We start from the raw sequence: 16951 nt of genomic DNA, 5'->3' as shown, positions 1-16951 counted from the left end.
TAGTAATATAGGAACAAATTAAAGAAATCATGCAACAAATCCAAGAAGGTTAGGTTTCGAAGAAAAAAGAGCCTCCTTTTAGGAAAGCTCTTTGGCCCTGCTTACTTCTTACTCCTTTACAACGAGTGGCAGCCAAACGCGCATTTCGCCTATGCCCCGATTGCCCCATAAATGGTATGGGATCAGTTGCCACGTACGAGGTATGACCGTTTCCGCTCGTTCTTCGTAAAGGGTTGTTCCCGACCATTCTTCGCTTTGGTAGCCTTTGATCGCCAAACGTAAAGTAGTTGGCAACAACGTATCCTCTTTCGCAAAGGTCGCCTCCAGCGCTTGTGGGTCGATGCGGCAACGCCAGAGTGCTTGACCATTGTCGGCTTCTTCTATGCAATACACGAAGGGTCCTCGTTGCAATGCGACTTGATTGATAGCTTGAATAACCTGAGGATTCGCACGCAAGATTTGCAATGGTTGTTCAAAACGGATATTGGCCGTCACGTTTTCGACTGCCTCAAAGATGATTGCCTCGTTCGTCTCCTGCCATTCGTGTTCACTATCGATTTGAAACTTACTTAGTCCGTTAGGTTTGTGGATGATGAGCGTCTTTGGAATACCTTGATAGCGAATCGTGAGGTCCTCTGTAAAAGGAAACCCGCCTGTTTGTTCAAACGTAAATTGGTCAGGTTCTTCTAAACGGCTTGCCACAAATAAATTCACGTAAAGCTTTTCTTGATCGCAAGTGTAAACTAAGCGCTGCAGCGAAGCGACCATCCGCGCAAAATTGGGCGGACAACACGCACAACCGAGCCAATCAGGTCGTTGGGCTTTGACGTGGCCTTTGTCAGGATTTTCCTGATCTCGTTGTGGATTGACCTCCAAAGGATTCACGTAGAAAAAGTGTTTGCCGTCAATTGCCGCACCAGAAAGAACGCTATTATACAACGCTCGTTCCATCGTCGCTAAATATTTCGGTTCATTGGTTAGTTTGAACAGCTCAAAAGAAAATTGCACCAATGCAATAGCTGCACAAGTTTCACAATACATCGTATCATTGGGCAAATCATAGGGACCGACAAAGGCTTCCCCGTGAACGGTTGAGCCGACGCCCCCGGTCACATACATTTTCTTACAGGCGATGTCTTCCCAAATCGCTTCGCAAGCGCCTCTTAATGCTTGGTCTTGAGTATGCTGGGCGACTTTTGCCATCCCGCTTGCCATATACAGCATTCGTACCGCATGACCTTTGGCTTCATGCTGCTTTTTAGGTTGATCGTAGGCTTGTAAGTAGGTGAGGTCTACCCTTGGCGTTTCATCTGATAAGCCATCCGCTTGGTTTTTCAAAATTTCTTTTTCGTAAAAGGCAGGATCTTCCCCACGTACTTCAAGAAAAAAATCAGCTAATGTCAAATAGGTTTGTTTACCAGTGTATTCATACAAACGCACCAACGCCAATTCGATCTCTTGATGGCCATCTGCACCTTGAATTTTTCCAGGCTCCCGCCCAAAATGCGTGCAAATATTGGCGATATTTTTCTCTGCCACGGTCAGTAATTTATCCTTGCCTGTTGCTTGATCATAAGCGATAGCCGCTTCGACTAGATGCCCCGCACAATAAAGTTCATGACTGAAATACAACTGACGGTATTTTAACTTCGGTCGGGTCAATTGAAAGAAGGTATTTAAGTAGCCATCCGCTTCTTGCGCCGCAGCAACTAAGTCAATCACTTCATCTACTGTCTTTTCCAATTGCGGATCGCTGGTATTCAACAAGCTATACCCAGCCGACTCGATCCATTTGTAGACATCGCTATCTTGGAAAAACCAGCCAAAATGTTCTCCTTCCATTTGCCCTGCAGCGATGCGAAAATTCGCCAAGGCATGGCTTTTCCCAGCTGGCAAATTAGGATCTTCCCGTTCTGCTTGAACATCTACATCGATTTCATCATTTAGGACTTGGTATTGGTAAGGAATCGTTTCTTTGCGAACAAGCTCTTGGTATCCTTGCCAAAACTCGTCCGTGAGCTGGATCTTGTTTAATGCGAATTCTTTCATTTCGTTCTCCTGTTCTTTTACTTTTTTATGCTTGATCATTCGTTTCATATTTACTTCATTAATAAAAAGTTCGGATCCTCTCCTGTGATATGTTGCCCTGCCTCCTCTTTGATCGTTTGCTTATATAAGAGCTGGTAGGCTTTAGGACTCATGCCTTTTTTCTGTTTAAAGGTATTGGTAAAGTGCTGCCTGCTGTTGAATCCTGCTTGAGCGGCAATTTCGACGATCGGCAGCTGACTATTGCTTAGTAAAAATGCTGCCTGCTTCAGACGCTCACTAGTGAGGAAATGGTTGACCGTCACTCCCAGTTGCTCATGAAAGAGTTTATGCAAGTAGGCTTTCGTAATCCCCACCGCCGCTGCGATTTGGGAGACTTGAATGTCTTCATCAAAATGCTGTTGAATATAGTTGATCGCAGCGTTCACATAGCAATTGCCCCGTTTGGTTTCTTTCGTACGTAATGAAAAGGCTAATTCCATCAACATCCGCTTAAACAAGAGCTCGATCGTAAATTGCCGTTCAGCAGACGGTTGCTCCTGAGTATCATCGATCATTAGCAGTTGTAGCAATGACTTGATCGCTTGTCCAAATTGGCGGACATCGCGACTTTTCGCGTAAGGCTCATTCCATTGTAAATTTCCTTTGATGTATGCAAAAACATCACGAACACAAAGGGCGGACGGCGTCTCACTCAGAAGAAATTCAATATTCAGTAATGTGCAGGAATCTCCTTCAACGAATAAGGCGTGTTCCACAAACGTATTTATGAAAACGAAATCATTTCTTTCCAGAACAATTACTTGATCTTGCACCTTTATCTTACACTTCCCTTTGGTCACAAACATGATCTCACACGCTGGGTGTTGATGTGGATCCATGGAAAAACGCTCAAGGGCAACACTATAGTATGCTGTAATCTTCGCATAGTTTGTTTCTTGTGGAAACACCATTGATCAACTCCTTTTTCATTCGTTGACGATTTCTTTCTTTTTTATTTCTAGTAGACAAAACTTTCCCTCTCTTTTTTATTGCTTACTATACTATAAGAAAAACGTACTAGGAGGAAATCAATGTCTTTTTTACATTTTGCACAAACACCCCCAATGGGATGGAATTCTTGGGACTGCTATGGCGCTTCTGTAACCGAAGCAGAAGTGATCGCCCATGCAGATTTTATGGCAGAGCATTTGAAAGCTTATGGTTGGGAGTACGTCGTCGTGGATATTCAATGGAGCGAACCAGAAGCAAAGTCTACAAGGTACAATGATTTTTATCCGTTGTGTATGGACGACTATTCTCGCTTGATTCCTGCTGAGAACCGTTTCCCTTCAGCAAAAGATGGCGCTGGTTTCAAAAAACTTGGTGACTATCTGCATCAAAAAGGGCTGAAGTTTGGTATCCATATCATGCGCGGCATTCCACGACAAGCAGTTCATCAAAATACGCCGATCAAAGGAACAGATAAACGGGCACGGGACATTGCTATGAATTCAATCTGCCCTTGGAATTCCGATATGTATGGGGTCGATGTTTCATTGCCTGAAGGACAGCTTTATTATGATTCTTTGCTCGAATTATATGCTTCTTGGGGTGTTGACTTTATAAAGGTGGATGATATCGGCGATTCGAAAATTTACGGTGATGCCCATAAAGCAGAAATCAAAGCGATTCGCCGTGCGATCGATCGATCGGGTCGAGAGATCGTCCTTTCTTTGTCTCCCGGACCAGCTGCCCTCAAAAATGGTAGTTTCTTTCAAAATCATGCCAATATGTGGCGCTTGACGGATGACTTTTGGGATCATTGGGACGCCCTTTACGCCATGTTTGACCGAGCAGCAGAGTGGGCACCTTTCGTCCGTCCAGGTAACTGGCCTGACTGTGATATGCTGCCGTTGGGTCATATCGGCATTCGGGCAGTTGATGGTGGCGGTGGTGATAGCTGGACACGTTTTACGGAAGACGAGCAATACTTATTGATGAGTTTATGGACGATCTTCCAATCTCCATTGATGTTCGGTGGTACTTTACCAGACATCGATCCCTTTACGTTACGTTTATTGACGAATACTGAAGTCTTAGAAATGTATCGAAGAATCCATACGAAAAAAGAGTTCTATCGTGATCAAGAGTGGATCATTTGGGAGGCGTTGAGCGACACAGCCGTCTACTATGCCATTTTCAATGTTTCTGATCAAACGCAAACCATCCCAAAATCGATCGCTGCTTTACTACCAATTAAAAGCGGCACTGAGTTATGGCAACAAAAAGAACAAACAATTGCCAATGCTGAGGTTCCTACTCATGGTGTCCGATTATTCAAAGGCAGTATTTAGTAAAACCGGCAGCAGTATACGTTTATAAGCAGCACAATGCAACCTGCCCATTGTGCTGCTTATTTTTTATTCTTCGTACACTTTTCGACCAAGAAACGCAACGCCTTGATCATTGATTCCAGATAAAAACAACCTTTCTTTTTGGTCGATGTACTCATAATATGGGACAAATTCATTTTCTCCCCACAAGTAACTTCGTCCTTCTTTTTTTAATGCTGTTATTTCTTGCTGTTGAGAAGATATAACTTGAGACTCGTGATCAAATTGGATGATTTCCCACGTTCCTAACAGAGTTTCCTGCTCTGGCATTCGTGAAACACTTCCCTGATAGATTGAAGCAGAGATTACTGGCCAACCTGATTCTAGCCAATAGAGTTTACGTATTTGTAAATAGAATTGGTCACTGAAGGGTTTTCTCCGTGCATGATGCACAACGAAGCTTTCTTTATTGGATTGCGTAAAGATCGAATTATGACCAGGAGCGTATACAACTGGTTCTTCTGAGAACTGATAACTGCCCAACAGTTTGGTTCCTACTTCGGTTGGCGTCTTCTCTTGATCCGTCATGGCCGTACCATGCCAGTCCAGATATGGCCCCGTAATTTCTTTTGCTCGGGCGACACGGATATTATACGAATCGTTAAGGGAATCGAAAGAAACAAACAAATAATAATAATCGGTTTCAGGATGATAATAGACAAATGGGCCTTCAATAGCAGTATCAACTGTTTTCGGACGAAAAGCAATCCGTTGGCCATAGCTCTTTTCTTGAAGTTTTCCAGTTTCTTTGTTCAATGGAGCAATATAGATTCCGCCAAAGAAAGAACCATAGACAAACCACTGTTCACCCGAGCGGTCAAAAGCAATATTGGCATCGATCGCGTTATGCTGTGCAAGAGTAGCATTGGTTTTAATAACCTCTCCTTGATCTTCCCAAGGGCCCAAAGGATCTGTTGCTGTAGCTAAGCCAATAAAAGAAGTGGTACTGCCGAATGTCGAAGCAGAATAATACATACGGAATTCGTCCTTATAGCGAATAACTTCCGGTGCCCATAGTCCTTGAGCCTTGCTCCATTTTACTGCTGGTTCAGGCATTTCTGACAATGCCTGTTTCTCAAATTGCCAATGGATCAAATCTTTTGAACGACGAATTGGTACACCAGCCGTTTTGGGCTGTTGTGTGTCCGTTGAATATAAATAAAAGGTGCCTTCATGTTCAATAATCGTAGGATCATGAACCCCATTGATCGCTGTCATGTCTTCCCTCATCCCCTAATTGATTTATTCTATTTTATAAAAACAGGACAGCTACTTGACGAGCTGTCCTGTTTGTTCCCACATTCCTGCAGGACAGTTTTTCTTAGCTAAATTTGCGCGAAACCGATAAAAGCAGCCGCATTTGGTACAGGTATGATTCAATCGCAATGGACAAGTCTCACAAACAACGATTCTCCTACTGACGATCTCCGGCGAAGCCAAGTCGCTTTCTAAAGAAAGTTGTTCTGCAATCAAGGATTCAATGTCTTCCTGTGCTGCTGCCGCAGCATCTTTCACTTCGCATCCTTTACAAGTCATGGGATCAGACTGTCAATGAGATCGTTAGAACACTCATTGCTGGCACCCGCAAGCTGACTTTGTTCTCTTCAACATTGTAAGCGGTGAAGTCTTGGATCACCACATCTTCAGGATGATCAAAATCATTGTGTGCGTTCATTTTGTTCCCCACGATATAACGAGCTTCTTTCACTTCATTGATCGCTGTTTCAAGGGAGAAGGATAATTCTTCCGTGCCTTGGGTAGCAAAATTACAAACCGATAGATGGATCGTATCTTCTTTTTTCGAAATCGTATACGTAATGGTATCGCTGCTGGTTCCATGGCTATCAATGGTTTCAGCATCTTGATGGACTTTGTACAAATCAAAGACATGATAGCTTGGGGTTTTCACCATTTGTTCGCCATCTGTCAAAATCATCGCCTGCAGGACGTTGACGGTTTGTGCGATATTTGCCATATGCACTCGCTTGGCATGTTTATGGAAAATATTCAAGGTGATCGCTGCGACCATGGCATCACGGATCGTATTTTGTTGGTATAAGAAGCCTGGATTCGTACCAGGTTCTGCTGAGAACCAAGTGCCCCATTCATCAACAATGATTCCCACACGCTGTTCTGGGTCATACTGGTCCATAATCGCGCTGTGGCGGGTCAATAATTCATCCATGTAGGCTGCTTTTTCACAGGTCACTTGCCACTCTGCCTCATCAAATTCCAAGGCGCTACCTTTCTCTTCCCAGCCTTGCGGATGAACGTAGTAGTGCAAGCTTAGGCCGTCCATCAACCAATGGGCGTTTTTCATCAGCGTTTCTGTCCAATGATAGTCTGCGACATTCGCTCCGCCGGCGACTTTGTAGATTTTTTTTTCGCCGTATTGGCGGACATAGGTTTGATAGCGGCGATACAGATCCGCATAATACTCTGGCCGCATATTGCCGCCGCAGCCCCAGTTTTCGTTTCCTACGCCAAAAAATTTCATTTCCCACGCTTCTTCATGGCCATTTTCTCTGCGAAGATCAGCCATCGGAGAAATGCCATCCATCGTGATGTATTCCACCCATTCCGACATTTCTTGCACCGTTCCGCTGCCGACATTGCCGTTGACATACGCATCACATTCCAACTGCTTGATCAATTCAAAAAATTCATGGGTCCCGAAATGATTGTTTTCAGTCACGCCGCCCCAGTGGGTGTTGACCATCGTTTTGCGGTTTTCTTTAGGACCAATCCCGTCTATCCAATGGTATTCATCGGCGAAGCAGCCGCCTGGCCAACGTAGCACAGGGATTTGAATGTTTTTCAGTGCTTCAACCACATCAATCCGCATCCCATTTTTATTTGGGATCGGCGAATCTTCTCCAACGTATAATCCTTCATAGATACAACGGCCTAGATGCTCTGCAAAATGACCGTAGATATATTTACTGATCGTTGTTCCTGATTTTGTGTTTTGAATGTTAATCGTCAATCAGTTCACCTTCATCTCTAATTTATTGTTTGCGACCGGCTCACCAAAGACTGGGAATCCTTTTTCATCCCAAGTGAATGGTTGTGCAACTGCATGTCGATTCGGGTTTGCCAGAGGATCGCCTGCCTGATTTTTTTCTGGTCTTGCATGATAAACTAAAATGTCCTCACCATCTGCCCCTTTTGTAAAAGAGTTATGCCCCGGTCCATATTGAGAATTCCGTTCTGACGTTTGAAAGACTGGATCTTGGGATTTTTGCCAAGAAAACCCATTTAATAAATCACTATTTTCGTCTGTCCACAATAATCCCATAGTGTAATTTTCATCTGTAGCACTGCCCGAATAAGTGATAAAAATCTTACCATTTCGTTTAAGCACGGCCGGTCCCTCATTCACCATGAAACCAATCTGTTCCCAAGGATATTCAGGGATCGATAGTAAAAGCTGCTTCCCTTTTAGTGTCCATGGATTTTCCATTTCTGATAGATAAAGATTAGAGTTTCCTGGAATTCTTGGATCTTGTTGCGCCCAAACATAATAAAGTTTCTCCTGATGTTCAAACACGGTTGCATCTAAACTAAAACTTTCAAATTGCGTGATGACTTGTCCTTTTTCTTCCCATTCCCCTTCAAAAGGGTCACTTGAATTATTTTCGATCACGAACATTCGATGATGATGATTTTCATTTCTGATCTCTTCATTATCACTAGCGGCAAAATAGATATACCACTTATCAGCGATGAAATGAATTTCTGGTGCCCAAATCAATTCACTCATTGGTCCCGATTCATGTGCCTGCCAAACCGTCTTTCTCTCTGCATCTTCCAGTTCATTGAGGCTTTTCGCTCGTCTAAGTTCAATCGACTGATATCCAGGAACTGAACCTGTAAAATAATAGTAACCATCGGAATGTAAATATACCCAAGGGTCTGCTCGTTCATACACGATTGGATTTTGTATTGTCTCTGCATTTGCTTTTGCCATACCTTACTCCTCATTCCTAACAATAAATAATGGTACTCCTGCTTCTGAGGTACCTGTAAATGTCATTACTTGCTTTTGCTGATTTTCATCCCAGCCGGAAAGAAACTTCCCTTTATAAACAGTGCCATCTATAACCACACTTGAATCTTCTTGACTATTCTTTTCCGCTAGTTCCCATGTTCCAGTGCGATCACCATTGATCGTGCCATTTTTTTCAACTGTAATTTCCTGTGGTTCTTTCAAATCATCCGTTAAAAACTTGTCAAAGGAAATCAGCGTATAGGCACCCGTAACTTGATTCTTTGTATAATCAGCAATCGTTTCTTCGCTGTATCTCAATGGAGAAACAACCGGCCACCCTGCTTCTGTGAAAAACATTTGATGGACTCTCACAGAATGATATTCTCCGCTATTTGGAAAACGTGTATGGAAAATCAAGTAATATTGATTGGTTTCTTCATCATAATAGGTCGAGTTGTGACCTGGCGAAACATAGCCCACCCCTTCATTGCTCGTATTTTCGGTATATAGGAAGTTCCCCATAATTTTAGTTCCGAAGTCTTGAATACTTGCGTCATCAAAAACCGTTCCAAATTTCCCTTTGACCTCAGCCATTGGATTTCCTTGGCTGTCTTCATAAGGACCATCGGGCTTCTTTGACCGCGCGACTCGAAGGTTGTATCCACCGTCTGCATCTAGCCCACCAAATGAAGTGAACAAGTAATAGTAGCCATTTTCTTGATTATATTGAATGTATGGTGCTTCGATGCGACTGTGATTTCCGCCCATCAAATGTGTTCCGTAAGAATTGCGATCTTTAGGCAAACCCGTTTCATCATCCATTTCTAGGATAAAAATCCCGCCTGAGTATGATCCATAGACCATCCATAATTTCCCTTCATTGTCATAAAAAACATGAGGATCGATCGCATTTGGATGAATCGCTGCATTGTACGCTTCACCAAACTGCGGAGAGGTTCCTGAATAAAGAAAAGATTCGACTTTTTCATAAGGACCTTCAATTGAGTCAGATACCGCCACTCCCATTACCGATAGCGGTGAAGTCCCTTGACACAAACAATAGTACAAATAGTATTTTCCATTCTTAAACTGTTGGATATCACTAGCCCATAACGTATCTGTCTGTGCGTACTCAAATTCTTCCGCCAATTCTTCTCGAATATTCTCAAATAGACTATCTTCAGATACTGAATTAGATATCTGCTCCCACTTCAACAAATCCTGAGACTTGGCAAATTGCATATGTGAACCAATAATATAAAACGTATCATCCGCTTTGATCACCGATGGGTCATGGACACTAACATCGGCAAACTCAGGAGGGGATAAGACTTCTTCAACTGCAGAAGCAGTACAGCCAGATAAAAGAATCATTAGAGGAACACACGAGAAAAGAAATTTTTTGATCATGATTTTAACAATCCTTTCTTGCTATAGCCTGACAACAAGCACTTGCTGGCACTGTACAAAAAGATTGAAATTGCGACAAAAAAGAACCAATGATACGCCATGCTAACAATTGAAAATGTAAGAACCATCAAAAGACAAAGAAAAGATTCTTTTGGTAACAAGAATGGACTCGTCAATGAAAAAACGGCTTTTTTCCGCCACTTATCTTTACTCAATCGAGTAACTAAGGATAAATTGATCAATACTAAAATCACATAACTGAACAAAAACAAAAGTGGCCATTGGAAAAATGCTCTCATTAGATCACTTTGCTGCACAATCAGTAATTCCAAATAGAGAATGCCTAGAATAAGTGGAAATATAAAGACCCGCCATTTGTATAAGCGAATAGCTGACACATAGTTTTTCCAAAATAAAGTCAATACTTCTATATAAGAGTAATAGCCTGTAAATAGATCCTCTTTATTTAGAATCGTTAAGACAGCAACAGTACTTGGAACAAAGCCGACCACAAAAAAACCAGCTAAAATACCTAGAAGCCACAAAATATTTAGTTCTATCAGAAGTACGAATGCATTTAGCCAGTTCATTGCTTTTAGAAACATCTACTCACCCTTTCATTCCAGAAAGTGCAACTGATTCGATAATTTGCTTTTGGAAAATAATAAATACGATCAAAACCGGAAGTAATGAAACAACGGAAGCTGCCATAATCAACGGATAATCCGTTTGAATAGCATAGGCGGCATTTAGGTTTGCGATCACTACTTGCAATGTTTGTTTTTCTGGACTATTCAAGTAGATCAATGGTGCTAAGTAGTCATTCCAAGCGCCCATAAACCATAAAATAAATTGAGCAGCAACTGCTGGACGAATCAACGGGAAAATCAATTGGATAAAGGTTTGTAAATAGCCCGCACCATCAATTTTTGCCGCCTCAACGATCGAATCAGGAATATTAGATAAATATTGTCGCAAAAAGAAAATCATCGTGATATTCCCAAACATTCCCGGAATGATCAATGGTAATAACGTATCAACCCAGCCAATTTGGGAGAACATCATAAATTGCGGGATCATCACCGCTGGATAGGGAATCATCAAAGCGGCTAAAAGGATTAGAAATAGCGCATCTTTATGCGGCATCCGTAATTTGGCAAATGAGAAGGCAGCTAAACTGGATGTCAGAGTACCTACAACAGTTACAGAAAGTGAAACGATCACTGTATTTTTAATCCCTGAGAACAAAGTGTCCAGCTCAGATAAACGTTTGTACGCATCAAATTGTACTGGGTCTGGAATCCATTGAGGTGGCAGCTGGAAGACGCCAGCTCGGTCTTTTAGCGATGTTGAGATCATCCAAAGTAACGGCCCCACCATAATAACTGCTCCAAGGGAGAGAATTAAAATAATGAGTACGTTGCTTATTTTCAGTTTTTTCATTCTTTTCCCTCCTAATCTAATTTATAGCTTGAACGATTGTTCATATAGAATTGGAATGCTGTTATCACAAAAACCAATACTGCTAGAATCAACGCCATACTGCTTGCATAACCCATTTGCCAATTTCTGAAAGCTTTTTGCCAGATATACCAAACGACCGTAGCACTGCTATATTGTGGTCCGCCAGTTGGTGTCATAATGTTTATTTCCGTAAAGATTTGTGAGCCGCCGATAATATTCGTAACGACTAAAAAGAAAGTGACTGGTCTAACCATCGGCCAAGTGATATTGCGAAACTTTTGAAAAGAAGAAGCACCATCTAATTCTGCTGCTTCATAAAAGGTTTTTGGTACACTTTGAATCGCTGCCAAGTACAAGAGCATAGAATAGCCCAAGCCCTTCCAAACAGACATAATAATAATTGCCGGTTTGACTGTTGATGGGTTTTGCAACCAGTTAGGGCCGCTGATACCGAAGATATCCAAGACCTGATTGACTAAACCAAAATCACCATTGTAAGCCCATTGCCACAAAATCGAAATGGCTGCTAATGATGAGATGACTGGAATATAATAGATTGTTCGAAAAATCGTCGTTCCTTTAATTCCTCTGCTCAGTGCTGATGCTAGCATAAATGACAAAATCAAACCGATTGGAATCCCTAACATCAAAAAGACGGTATTAAACATCGTCTTATAGAAGTACTCATCTCTAAAAAGCTTCTGAAAGTTCTCAAGACCGATAAAATTCATTTGCCCTAGACCGTTCCAATCTGTAAAGGCAGCATAAACCGAATAGCCCAAAGGTATCAATGAAAACAAAATAAATCCTAAAACTGGAAGTAGAACGAACAAGAAAGCAACTTTGTGCTCTTTTGCATAAAGACTATTTTTATTTTTTGTTTTTTTTATTTCCACTTGTTCCATTACGCGTCCCTCCATAAAAATCTTTGGGGTCACATAGATATGTGACCCCAGTGAGTCTATCTTGCTGTTTCTTGTTGGCGAATTGCTGAGTCTAGTTTTTCTTGCATCTTAGGTTGAACTTCTTTCAAATAATCCGCTGCCGTTTGATCTCCATCTAACACAGGTTGGATATTGATAAAGAATTCATCGTACCATTCTGCATTGTAGGTGGTTGCCACTGGCAATGCGCGACCATAATCTTGGACGATATCAATAAATTCCTGTTTATTATTAGGTACACTGTCCGTATCAGAAGCCCATTCTTCAGCCATATCAATCAGGTTAGGAATTTGAATCTGTGCGTCTACTAATTGTTGTTGACCTTCTTCAGATGCACTTAAATATTCAACTAATTTCACTGCTTCTTCTGGATGTTTGGTTTTGCTAGCAACACCAATACCTAAAGAACCGATATACGTTGCAGATTCACCTGTAGAGCCTGCTGGCCAAGGCATCAAGTCATACTCAAAATCCAATCCTGCATACGTACTCATATCCCAAGGTCCTACAGGGAAGAAAGCAATCTCACCATTCATCCATCTTTGATACGTATCCAATGTTTGTGCATCAGAAATTGAAGGGGTGAGTTCATGCACATTTTGCAGATCCGCAAACCATTGCAATGCTTCCGCAAATTCTGGTGTATCTACAGTAACGGTATCTTTGGCTTCGTTGATCCAATCTGCTCCGTTACTCCAAACAAAAGCTTGTAAACTCCAGTTTACGTTAAATCCTGTTGCCCATTGGTCAAGATTTCCATCTCCATCAGAATCCTTCGTTAACTGTTTAGATACTTCAACGAATTCATCCCATGTATAAGGCGTATCTGTATCAGGCAAATCAATACCAGCTTCCTTAAACATGTCTTTGTTATATCCTAAAGCAAATGGTCCAACATCTTTTGGTAATCCATACAAAGCACCGCTACCAACTTTTTCACCATCATACCGATAACTATTTACCCCATATTCCCAGATGTTTGAAAGATCAAAATCTGAATTCTCAATTTCATCCGTAATATCTAGCAAAACACCATTATCAACGTAAGCCATTAGATTGCTTTGTTCTACATAGAAAACATCGGGCATATTACCGCCTGAGATTGCCGCTTGTAGCTTTGTTGCATATTGATCAGCATCTGTAGCAATAATCTTAACGCTTACATCATTTTCTTCCTCAAATTGTTTAATTGCTGTTTCATAGGCTTTCTTCTCGTCCTCGCCGCCTCGAAACATAAACGTAATTTCTTTACTTCCGCTATCATCACCAGAACTATTATTACTGTTTCCGCAGGCCCCTAATACCAAACTACTTAAACCTAGAACTGCTCCCGAAAAAATAACCTTTTTGATGTTCATCTTTTCCATCCTCTCAAGTTTTATAGATATTTGCAGGTACGTTATCACATTTGTTCATTGACCTCTCTAAAAAAAGACCTTACTAACTGCTCATAATAATTCCTAACACCTAAGATATTTCCTATAAAGAAGCCTATAAACAATTCACAAAAACAAAACATAGAAATTGATGTTTGCAAACACTTTCAATTTACAAATAAATCATAACTTGATTTGTAATCGCTGTCAACAATATTTTGATTAATTTATCAAGGATAATATCTATGTTAATTAATAAATATATTAATAACTAGCGAAATAAACAACGCTATTTACACAAATTAGCAAATATGTTAACATTCAAGTAAATCAAACAGTTTAAGCGGAGGTGACACGATGCAATTAGAAATCAATCAAGAAGCATTGCCTGTCTATGAGGCACTTGCCAGTAACGTGCGAATCAAAATCATTCAATTGCTGGCTAAAAACAAGATGAATGTCAAAGAGTTGGCACAAGAGTTAGGCTTAAGCAGCGCTATCATTACGATGCATATCAAAAAATTAGAAGAAGCCAAAATCATCAAAACAGAGCGTGTAGGGCAAAAAAAGATTTCCAGTTTGAGAGTGGATCATATCGATATCAACTTTCCTGAGAAAATCTTTAATGCCTTTGATACGAAAGAAACGGCGATACCGATCGGTCATTATACAAATTATTCGGTAGAACCAACGTGCGGGCTTGCTACTTCAGCTGATTTTGTGGGAATGGTAGATGAACCGAAGTTTTTCATGGATCCCCGACGAATGGATGCCCGCATCTTGTGGTTTACGAAAGGATTTGTCGAATACCAATCGCCAAACTTCTTAGCAAAAGAAGAAAAACTCGAAATGATGGAGATTTCAATGGAGGTTTCGTCTGAATTTCCTTTTTCCAATAACAACTGGCCTTCAGACATCACCTTCAGCTTAAATGGTGTGGAGCTTGGTACATGGACTAGCCCAGGGGATTTTGCAGACATTCGTGGAAAGTATACACCGGATTGGTATCCAGACAATCTTAATCAGTACGGGTTATTGAAGACGATCCGCATCATGGATCATGGAACCTACATGGAAGGTGTTCCTCTTTCCGACATTACGATCAAGGATATACCTGCCTACGAAGATACGTGGCATTTAAAAGTGGAAGTCAAAGAAGATGCCGAGCATGTCGGCGGTTGTACCCTCTTTGGCAAGGGGTTTGGGAATTACGATCAAGATATCAAACTAAAAATGTTTTATAGCTAAAAAAAACGCTAGTCTTAGCGGCTGACCTAAACATTTCTTTTGGGAATCAGGTCGCTAAACTAGCGTTTTTGTTATTTTTTCAAATGGTAACTGTACGTACTTACAATGATGTTTTCACGCCAAGAGAGTCTGAAACGCAAGCGCAGGCTTGTTTGGTTGTGCAAAATATTTTGCCAGCGACGTCTTGGGACAAACTGTGGAATGATGACGGTCGTTGTGTAATTGTGTTTGGCTGCATTGCGGCTGACTAGATCCACATAACGTAAGATGGGATTTTCAATCGAACGATAAGAAGAATGAACGACGGAGAAACGCACGTCTGGGAATTTTTGCTTAAATTCTTGTTCGATTTCTTTTTCTTTCTTCACATCTTCATCCAACGATACGTGCATCGCTACGACATAATCACCAATCGATTGGGCATAGTTCAATGCGCCGATATTTACTCGGGTAACATTTCCGACTAAAACGATCACAGTATTTCCTTCATAAACATGTAGTGCTTCTTGTTTTTCCAACCGCAGCTGTTCTGCGACTTTCTTATAATGATCATGGATCTTGTAAAAGATATACAAGAGGATCGGCATGATAATAAAGAATGGCCAAATATCGCCTAAGCGATACACGAACAAGATGGCAATGATCGCAAAGGAAATCAAAGCCCCAACGATATTGGCGATCGATTTAAAGAACCAGCCTTTGCCTTCTTTTCTCCATTTGATCACCATTCCGCTTTGGGACAAGGCAAAAGGAATAAATACCCCAATGGAATACAAAGGAATCAAACGCTCGGTCGATCCTTGGAAGATAAACAATAATACGATGGAACCAGCAGCCAAGGTGATGATTCCGTTCGAATAGCCAAGACGGTCCCCACGGTCTTGATACATATGCGGCATATATTTGTCTTTCGCTAGGTTATACGCCAACACGGGGAAAGCTGAAAATCCGGTATTTGCGGCAACTGCTAAAATCAGTGCTGTAGCAAATTGCAAAACGTAGTACATAAACCCATGACCAAAAACGGCAGAACCGATTTGAGATAGGACGGTCACTTCTGTTTCTGGTACGATACCATACCAATAGTTGATAAAAGTGATGCCGACAAAGAAGAATCCTAAAATCGACGCCATGATTGTCAAGGTCGCAGCTGCATTTTTCGCCCGTGGTTTTTTGAAAAACGGCACCGCGTTACTGATCGCTTCGACCCCTGTCAAAGAAGAGGAACCTGATGAGAAAGCCCGTAAAATCAAGGCCACGGATACCCCAGGTACGACCGCTCCCGGTAGTGCGGTTGCATTTAACGGTTGCGCACCCGTTACGATATTGTACAAACCGACCACGATCAAGACTGTGATCACTGCGATAAAGGTGTAGACAGGAATCATCAAGAAGCTAGCTGATTCTCGCAACCCTCGCAGATTCATCATCATGATCAAGATTACGATCACGACAGAAATGGCCACTTGATGACCGAACAACGCCGGCACAGCTGAAGTGATGGCTTCTGCCCCTGCTGAGACGGATACTGCCACTGTCAGCATATAATCGATCAATAGAGAGCCGCCGGCAATCAGGCCCGCATTTTTCCCTAAATTTTCACTACTTACTACATATGCCCCACCGCCGTGAGGGTAAGCATGAATGATCTGGCGGTAAGACAAGGTCAATGAAATCAAAAGAATAATAACAAAAGCAGCGATCGGCAATGAATACCAGATAGCAGCAGCGGAAAGTGCCACTAATACGACAACGATCTGCTCTGTCCCATAAGCAATCGAAGACAAAGCATCAGAAGATAGCAACGCAAGGGCCGCCGTCCGGCTCAGTTTTTGTTCATCATTCTCTGCGGATTTCAATGGACGTCCGACCAACAAACGTTTCAAATACTCCACTTTTTCTACACTCCTTTTCATGAAAAAATCCTTCGTTAAACTTGTAACGATATCCTCACAAATATTGAATTATCAAGACTGTATGCTACTCTTGTAACCGCGAAAAGTCAATGAAAATCAGATGAAAAAACGACCCTTTTTCCCTCTTTTGATTATTAGAAATTTCACGTGATGGCACAAAAGCAGAAAGAACAAATGCTCT

At 41.6% G+C, this 16951-nt stretch carries 14 protein-coding genes; 2 read left to right on the top strand and 12 right to left on the bottom strand.

Annotation, left to right across the window (positions count from 1 at the left end; all coding sequences use genetic code 11):
- Nucleotides 1-108 precede the first annotated feature (108 nt).
- Together IGI88_RS09030 and IGI88_RS09025 are read right to left on the bottom strand one after the other, a co-directional pair.
- Nucleotides 109-2049, bottom strand: a complete 1941-nt coding sequence (locus tag IGI88_RS09030; protein ID WP_042890187.1) for a beta-L-arabinofuranosidase domain-containing protein — start codon at nt 2047-2049, stop codon at nt 109-111.
- Between the two features lie 50 nt (nt 2050-2099).
- Nucleotides 2100-2999 (bottom strand): helix-turn-helix domain-containing protein, encoded by a 900-nt coding sequence (locus IGI88_RS09025; protein ID WP_016619673.1) that lies wholly within the window; start codon nt 2997-2999, stop codon nt 2100-2102.
- A 120-nt stretch (nt 3000-3119) separates the two neighbouring features.
- Between IGI88_RS09025 and IGI88_RS09020 the strand changes: the two genes are divergently transcribed.
- Nucleotides 3120-4382, top strand: a complete 1263-nt coding sequence (locus IGI88_RS09020) for a glycoside hydrolase family 27 protein (RefSeq protein WP_194199298.1) — start codon at nt 3120-3122, stop codon at nt 4380-4382.
- Nucleotides 4383-4448: 66 nt separating this feature from the next.
- Here IGI88_RS09020 and IGI88_RS09015 read toward each other — a convergent pair whose 3' ends face one another.
- Genes IGI88_RS09015 through IGI88_RS08975 form a run of 9 tightly spaced genes read right to left on the bottom strand, consistent with a single transcriptional unit; the run spans nt 4449 to nt 13588 of the window.
- Nucleotides 4449-5639 (bottom strand): arabinan endo-1,5-alpha-L-arabinosidase, encoded by a 1191-nt coding sequence (locus tag IGI88_RS09015; RefSeq protein WP_042890177.1) that lies wholly within the window; start codon nt 5637-5639, stop codon nt 4449-4451.
- Nucleotides 5640-5690: 51 nt separating this feature from the next.
- Nucleotides 5691-5957: a DUF6171 family protein gene (locus IGI88_RS09010; protein WP_005232191.1), complete on the bottom strand. Its 267-nt coding sequence runs from the start codon at nt 5955-5957 to the stop codon at nt 5691-5693.
- 4 nt (nt 5958-5961) lie between these two features.
- Nucleotides 5962-7407 (bottom strand): alpha-N-arabinofuranosidase, encoded by a 1446-nt coding sequence (locus tag IGI88_RS09005; protein WP_016619670.1) that lies wholly within the window; start codon nt 7405-7407, stop codon nt 5962-5964.
- The gene (locus tag IGI88_RS09000; protein ID WP_016619669.1) at nt 7408-8391 is read right to left on the bottom strand and encodes a glycoside hydrolase family 43 protein; all 984 of its coding nucleotides are present in this window, start codon (nt 8389-8391) and stop codon (nt 7408-7410) included.
- A 3-nt stretch (nt 8392-8394) separates the two neighbouring features.
- Nucleotides 8395-9822 (bottom strand): glycoside hydrolase family 43 protein, encoded by a 1428-nt coding sequence (locus IGI88_RS08995; RefSeq protein ID WP_016619668.1) that lies wholly within the window; start codon nt 9820-9822, stop codon nt 8395-8397.
- Nucleotides 9819-10427, bottom strand: coding sequence for a DUF624 domain-containing protein (locus IGI88_RS08990; RefSeq protein ID WP_005232198.1), 609 nt, complete (start codon nt 10425-10427; stop codon nt 9819-9821). Before IGI88_RS08990 ends, IGI88_RS08995 begins: the two co-directional genes overlap by 4 nt.
- Nucleotides 10428-10431: 4 nt before the next feature.
- On the bottom strand, nt 10432-11265 hold the full coding sequence (locus tag IGI88_RS08985) for a carbohydrate ABC transporter permease (RefSeq protein ID WP_005232200.1): 834 nt from the start codon (nt 11263-11265) through the stop codon (nt 10432-10434).
- Nucleotides 11266-11276: 11 nt separating this feature from the next.
- On the bottom strand, nt 11277-12191 hold the full coding sequence (locus tag IGI88_RS08980; RefSeq protein ID WP_034872060.1) for a carbohydrate ABC transporter permease: 915 nt from the start codon (nt 12189-12191) through the stop codon (nt 11277-11279).
- A 56-nt stretch (nt 12192-12247) separates the two neighbouring features.
- Nucleotides 12248-13588 (bottom strand): ABC transporter substrate-binding protein, encoded by a 1341-nt coding sequence (locus IGI88_RS08975; RefSeq protein WP_015508887.1) that lies wholly within the window; start codon nt 13586-13588, stop codon nt 12248-12250.
- A gap of 375 nt (nt 13589-13963) precedes the next feature.
- On the opposite strand from IGI88_RS08975, the gene IGI88_RS08970 reads away from it, so the two are divergent.
- Nucleotides 13964-14854: an ArsR/SmtB family transcription factor gene (locus tag IGI88_RS08970; RefSeq protein WP_008376111.1), complete on the top strand. Its 891-nt coding sequence runs from the start codon at nt 13964-13966 to the stop codon at nt 14852-14854.
- Between the two features lie 71 nt (nt 14855-14925).
- On the opposite strand, the gene IGI88_RS08965 is transcribed toward IGI88_RS08970, so the two are convergent.
- On the bottom strand, nt 14926-16749 hold the full coding sequence (locus IGI88_RS08965) for an APC family permease (protein WP_034872061.1): 1824 nt from the start codon (nt 16747-16749) through the stop codon (nt 14926-14928).
- Nucleotides 16750-16951: the final 202 nt, after the last annotated feature.

It is taken from the genome of Enterococcus sp. AZ179 (genome assembly GCF_050498885.1).
GTDB classification, from domain to species: Bacteria; Bacillota; Bacilli; order Lactobacillales; family Enterococcaceae; genus Enterococcus_D; species Enterococcus_D entomosocium.
This window is presented reverse-complemented; position numbering and strand designations above follow the sequence as displayed.

Coding starts and splice junctions, on each gene's coding strand:
- IGI88_RS09030 (WP_042890187.1), bottom strand. CDS start 2,049: ATGAAAGAATTCGCATTAAACAAGATCCAGCTCACGGACGAGTTTTGG.
- IGI88_RS09025 (WP_016619673.1), bottom strand. CDS start 2,999: ATGGTGTTTCCACAAGAAACAAACTATGCGAAGATTACAGCATACTAT.
- IGI88_RS09020 (WP_194199298.1), top strand. CDS start 3,120: ATGTCTTTTTTACATTTTGCACAAACACCCCCAATGGGATGGAATTCT.
- IGI88_RS09015 (WP_042890177.1), bottom strand. CDS start 5,639: ATGACAGCGATCAATGGGGTTCATGATCCTACGATTATTGAACATGAA.
- IGI88_RS09010 (WP_005232191.1), bottom strand. CDS start 5,957: ATGACTTGTAAAGGATGCGAAGTGAAAGATGCTGCGGCAGCAGCACAG.
- IGI88_RS09000 (WP_016619669.1), bottom strand. CDS start 8,391: ATGGCAAAAGCAAATGCAGAGACAATACAAAATCCAATCGTGTATGAA.
- IGI88_RS08995 (WP_016619668.1), bottom strand. CDS start 9,822: ATGATCAAAAAATTTCTTTTCTCGTGTGTTCCTCTAATGATTCTTTTA.
- IGI88_RS08990 (WP_005232198.1), bottom strand. CDS start 10,427: ATGTTTCTAAAAGCAATGAACTGGCTAAATGCATTCGTACTTCTGATA.
- IGI88_RS08985 (WP_005232200.1), bottom strand. CDS start 11,265: ATGAAAAAACTGAAAATAAGCAACGTACTCATTATTTTAATTCTCTCC.
- IGI88_RS08980 (WP_034872060.1), bottom strand. CDS start 12,191: ATGGAACAAGTGGAAATAAAAAAAACAAAAAATAAAAATAGTCTTTAT.
- IGI88_RS08975 (WP_015508887.1), bottom strand. CDS start 13,588: ATGAACATCAAAAAGGTTATTTTTTCGGGAGCAGTTCTAGGTTTAAGT.
- IGI88_RS08970 (WP_008376111.1), top strand. CDS start 13,964: ATGCAATTAGAAATCAATCAAGAAGCATTGCCTGTCTATGAGGCACTT.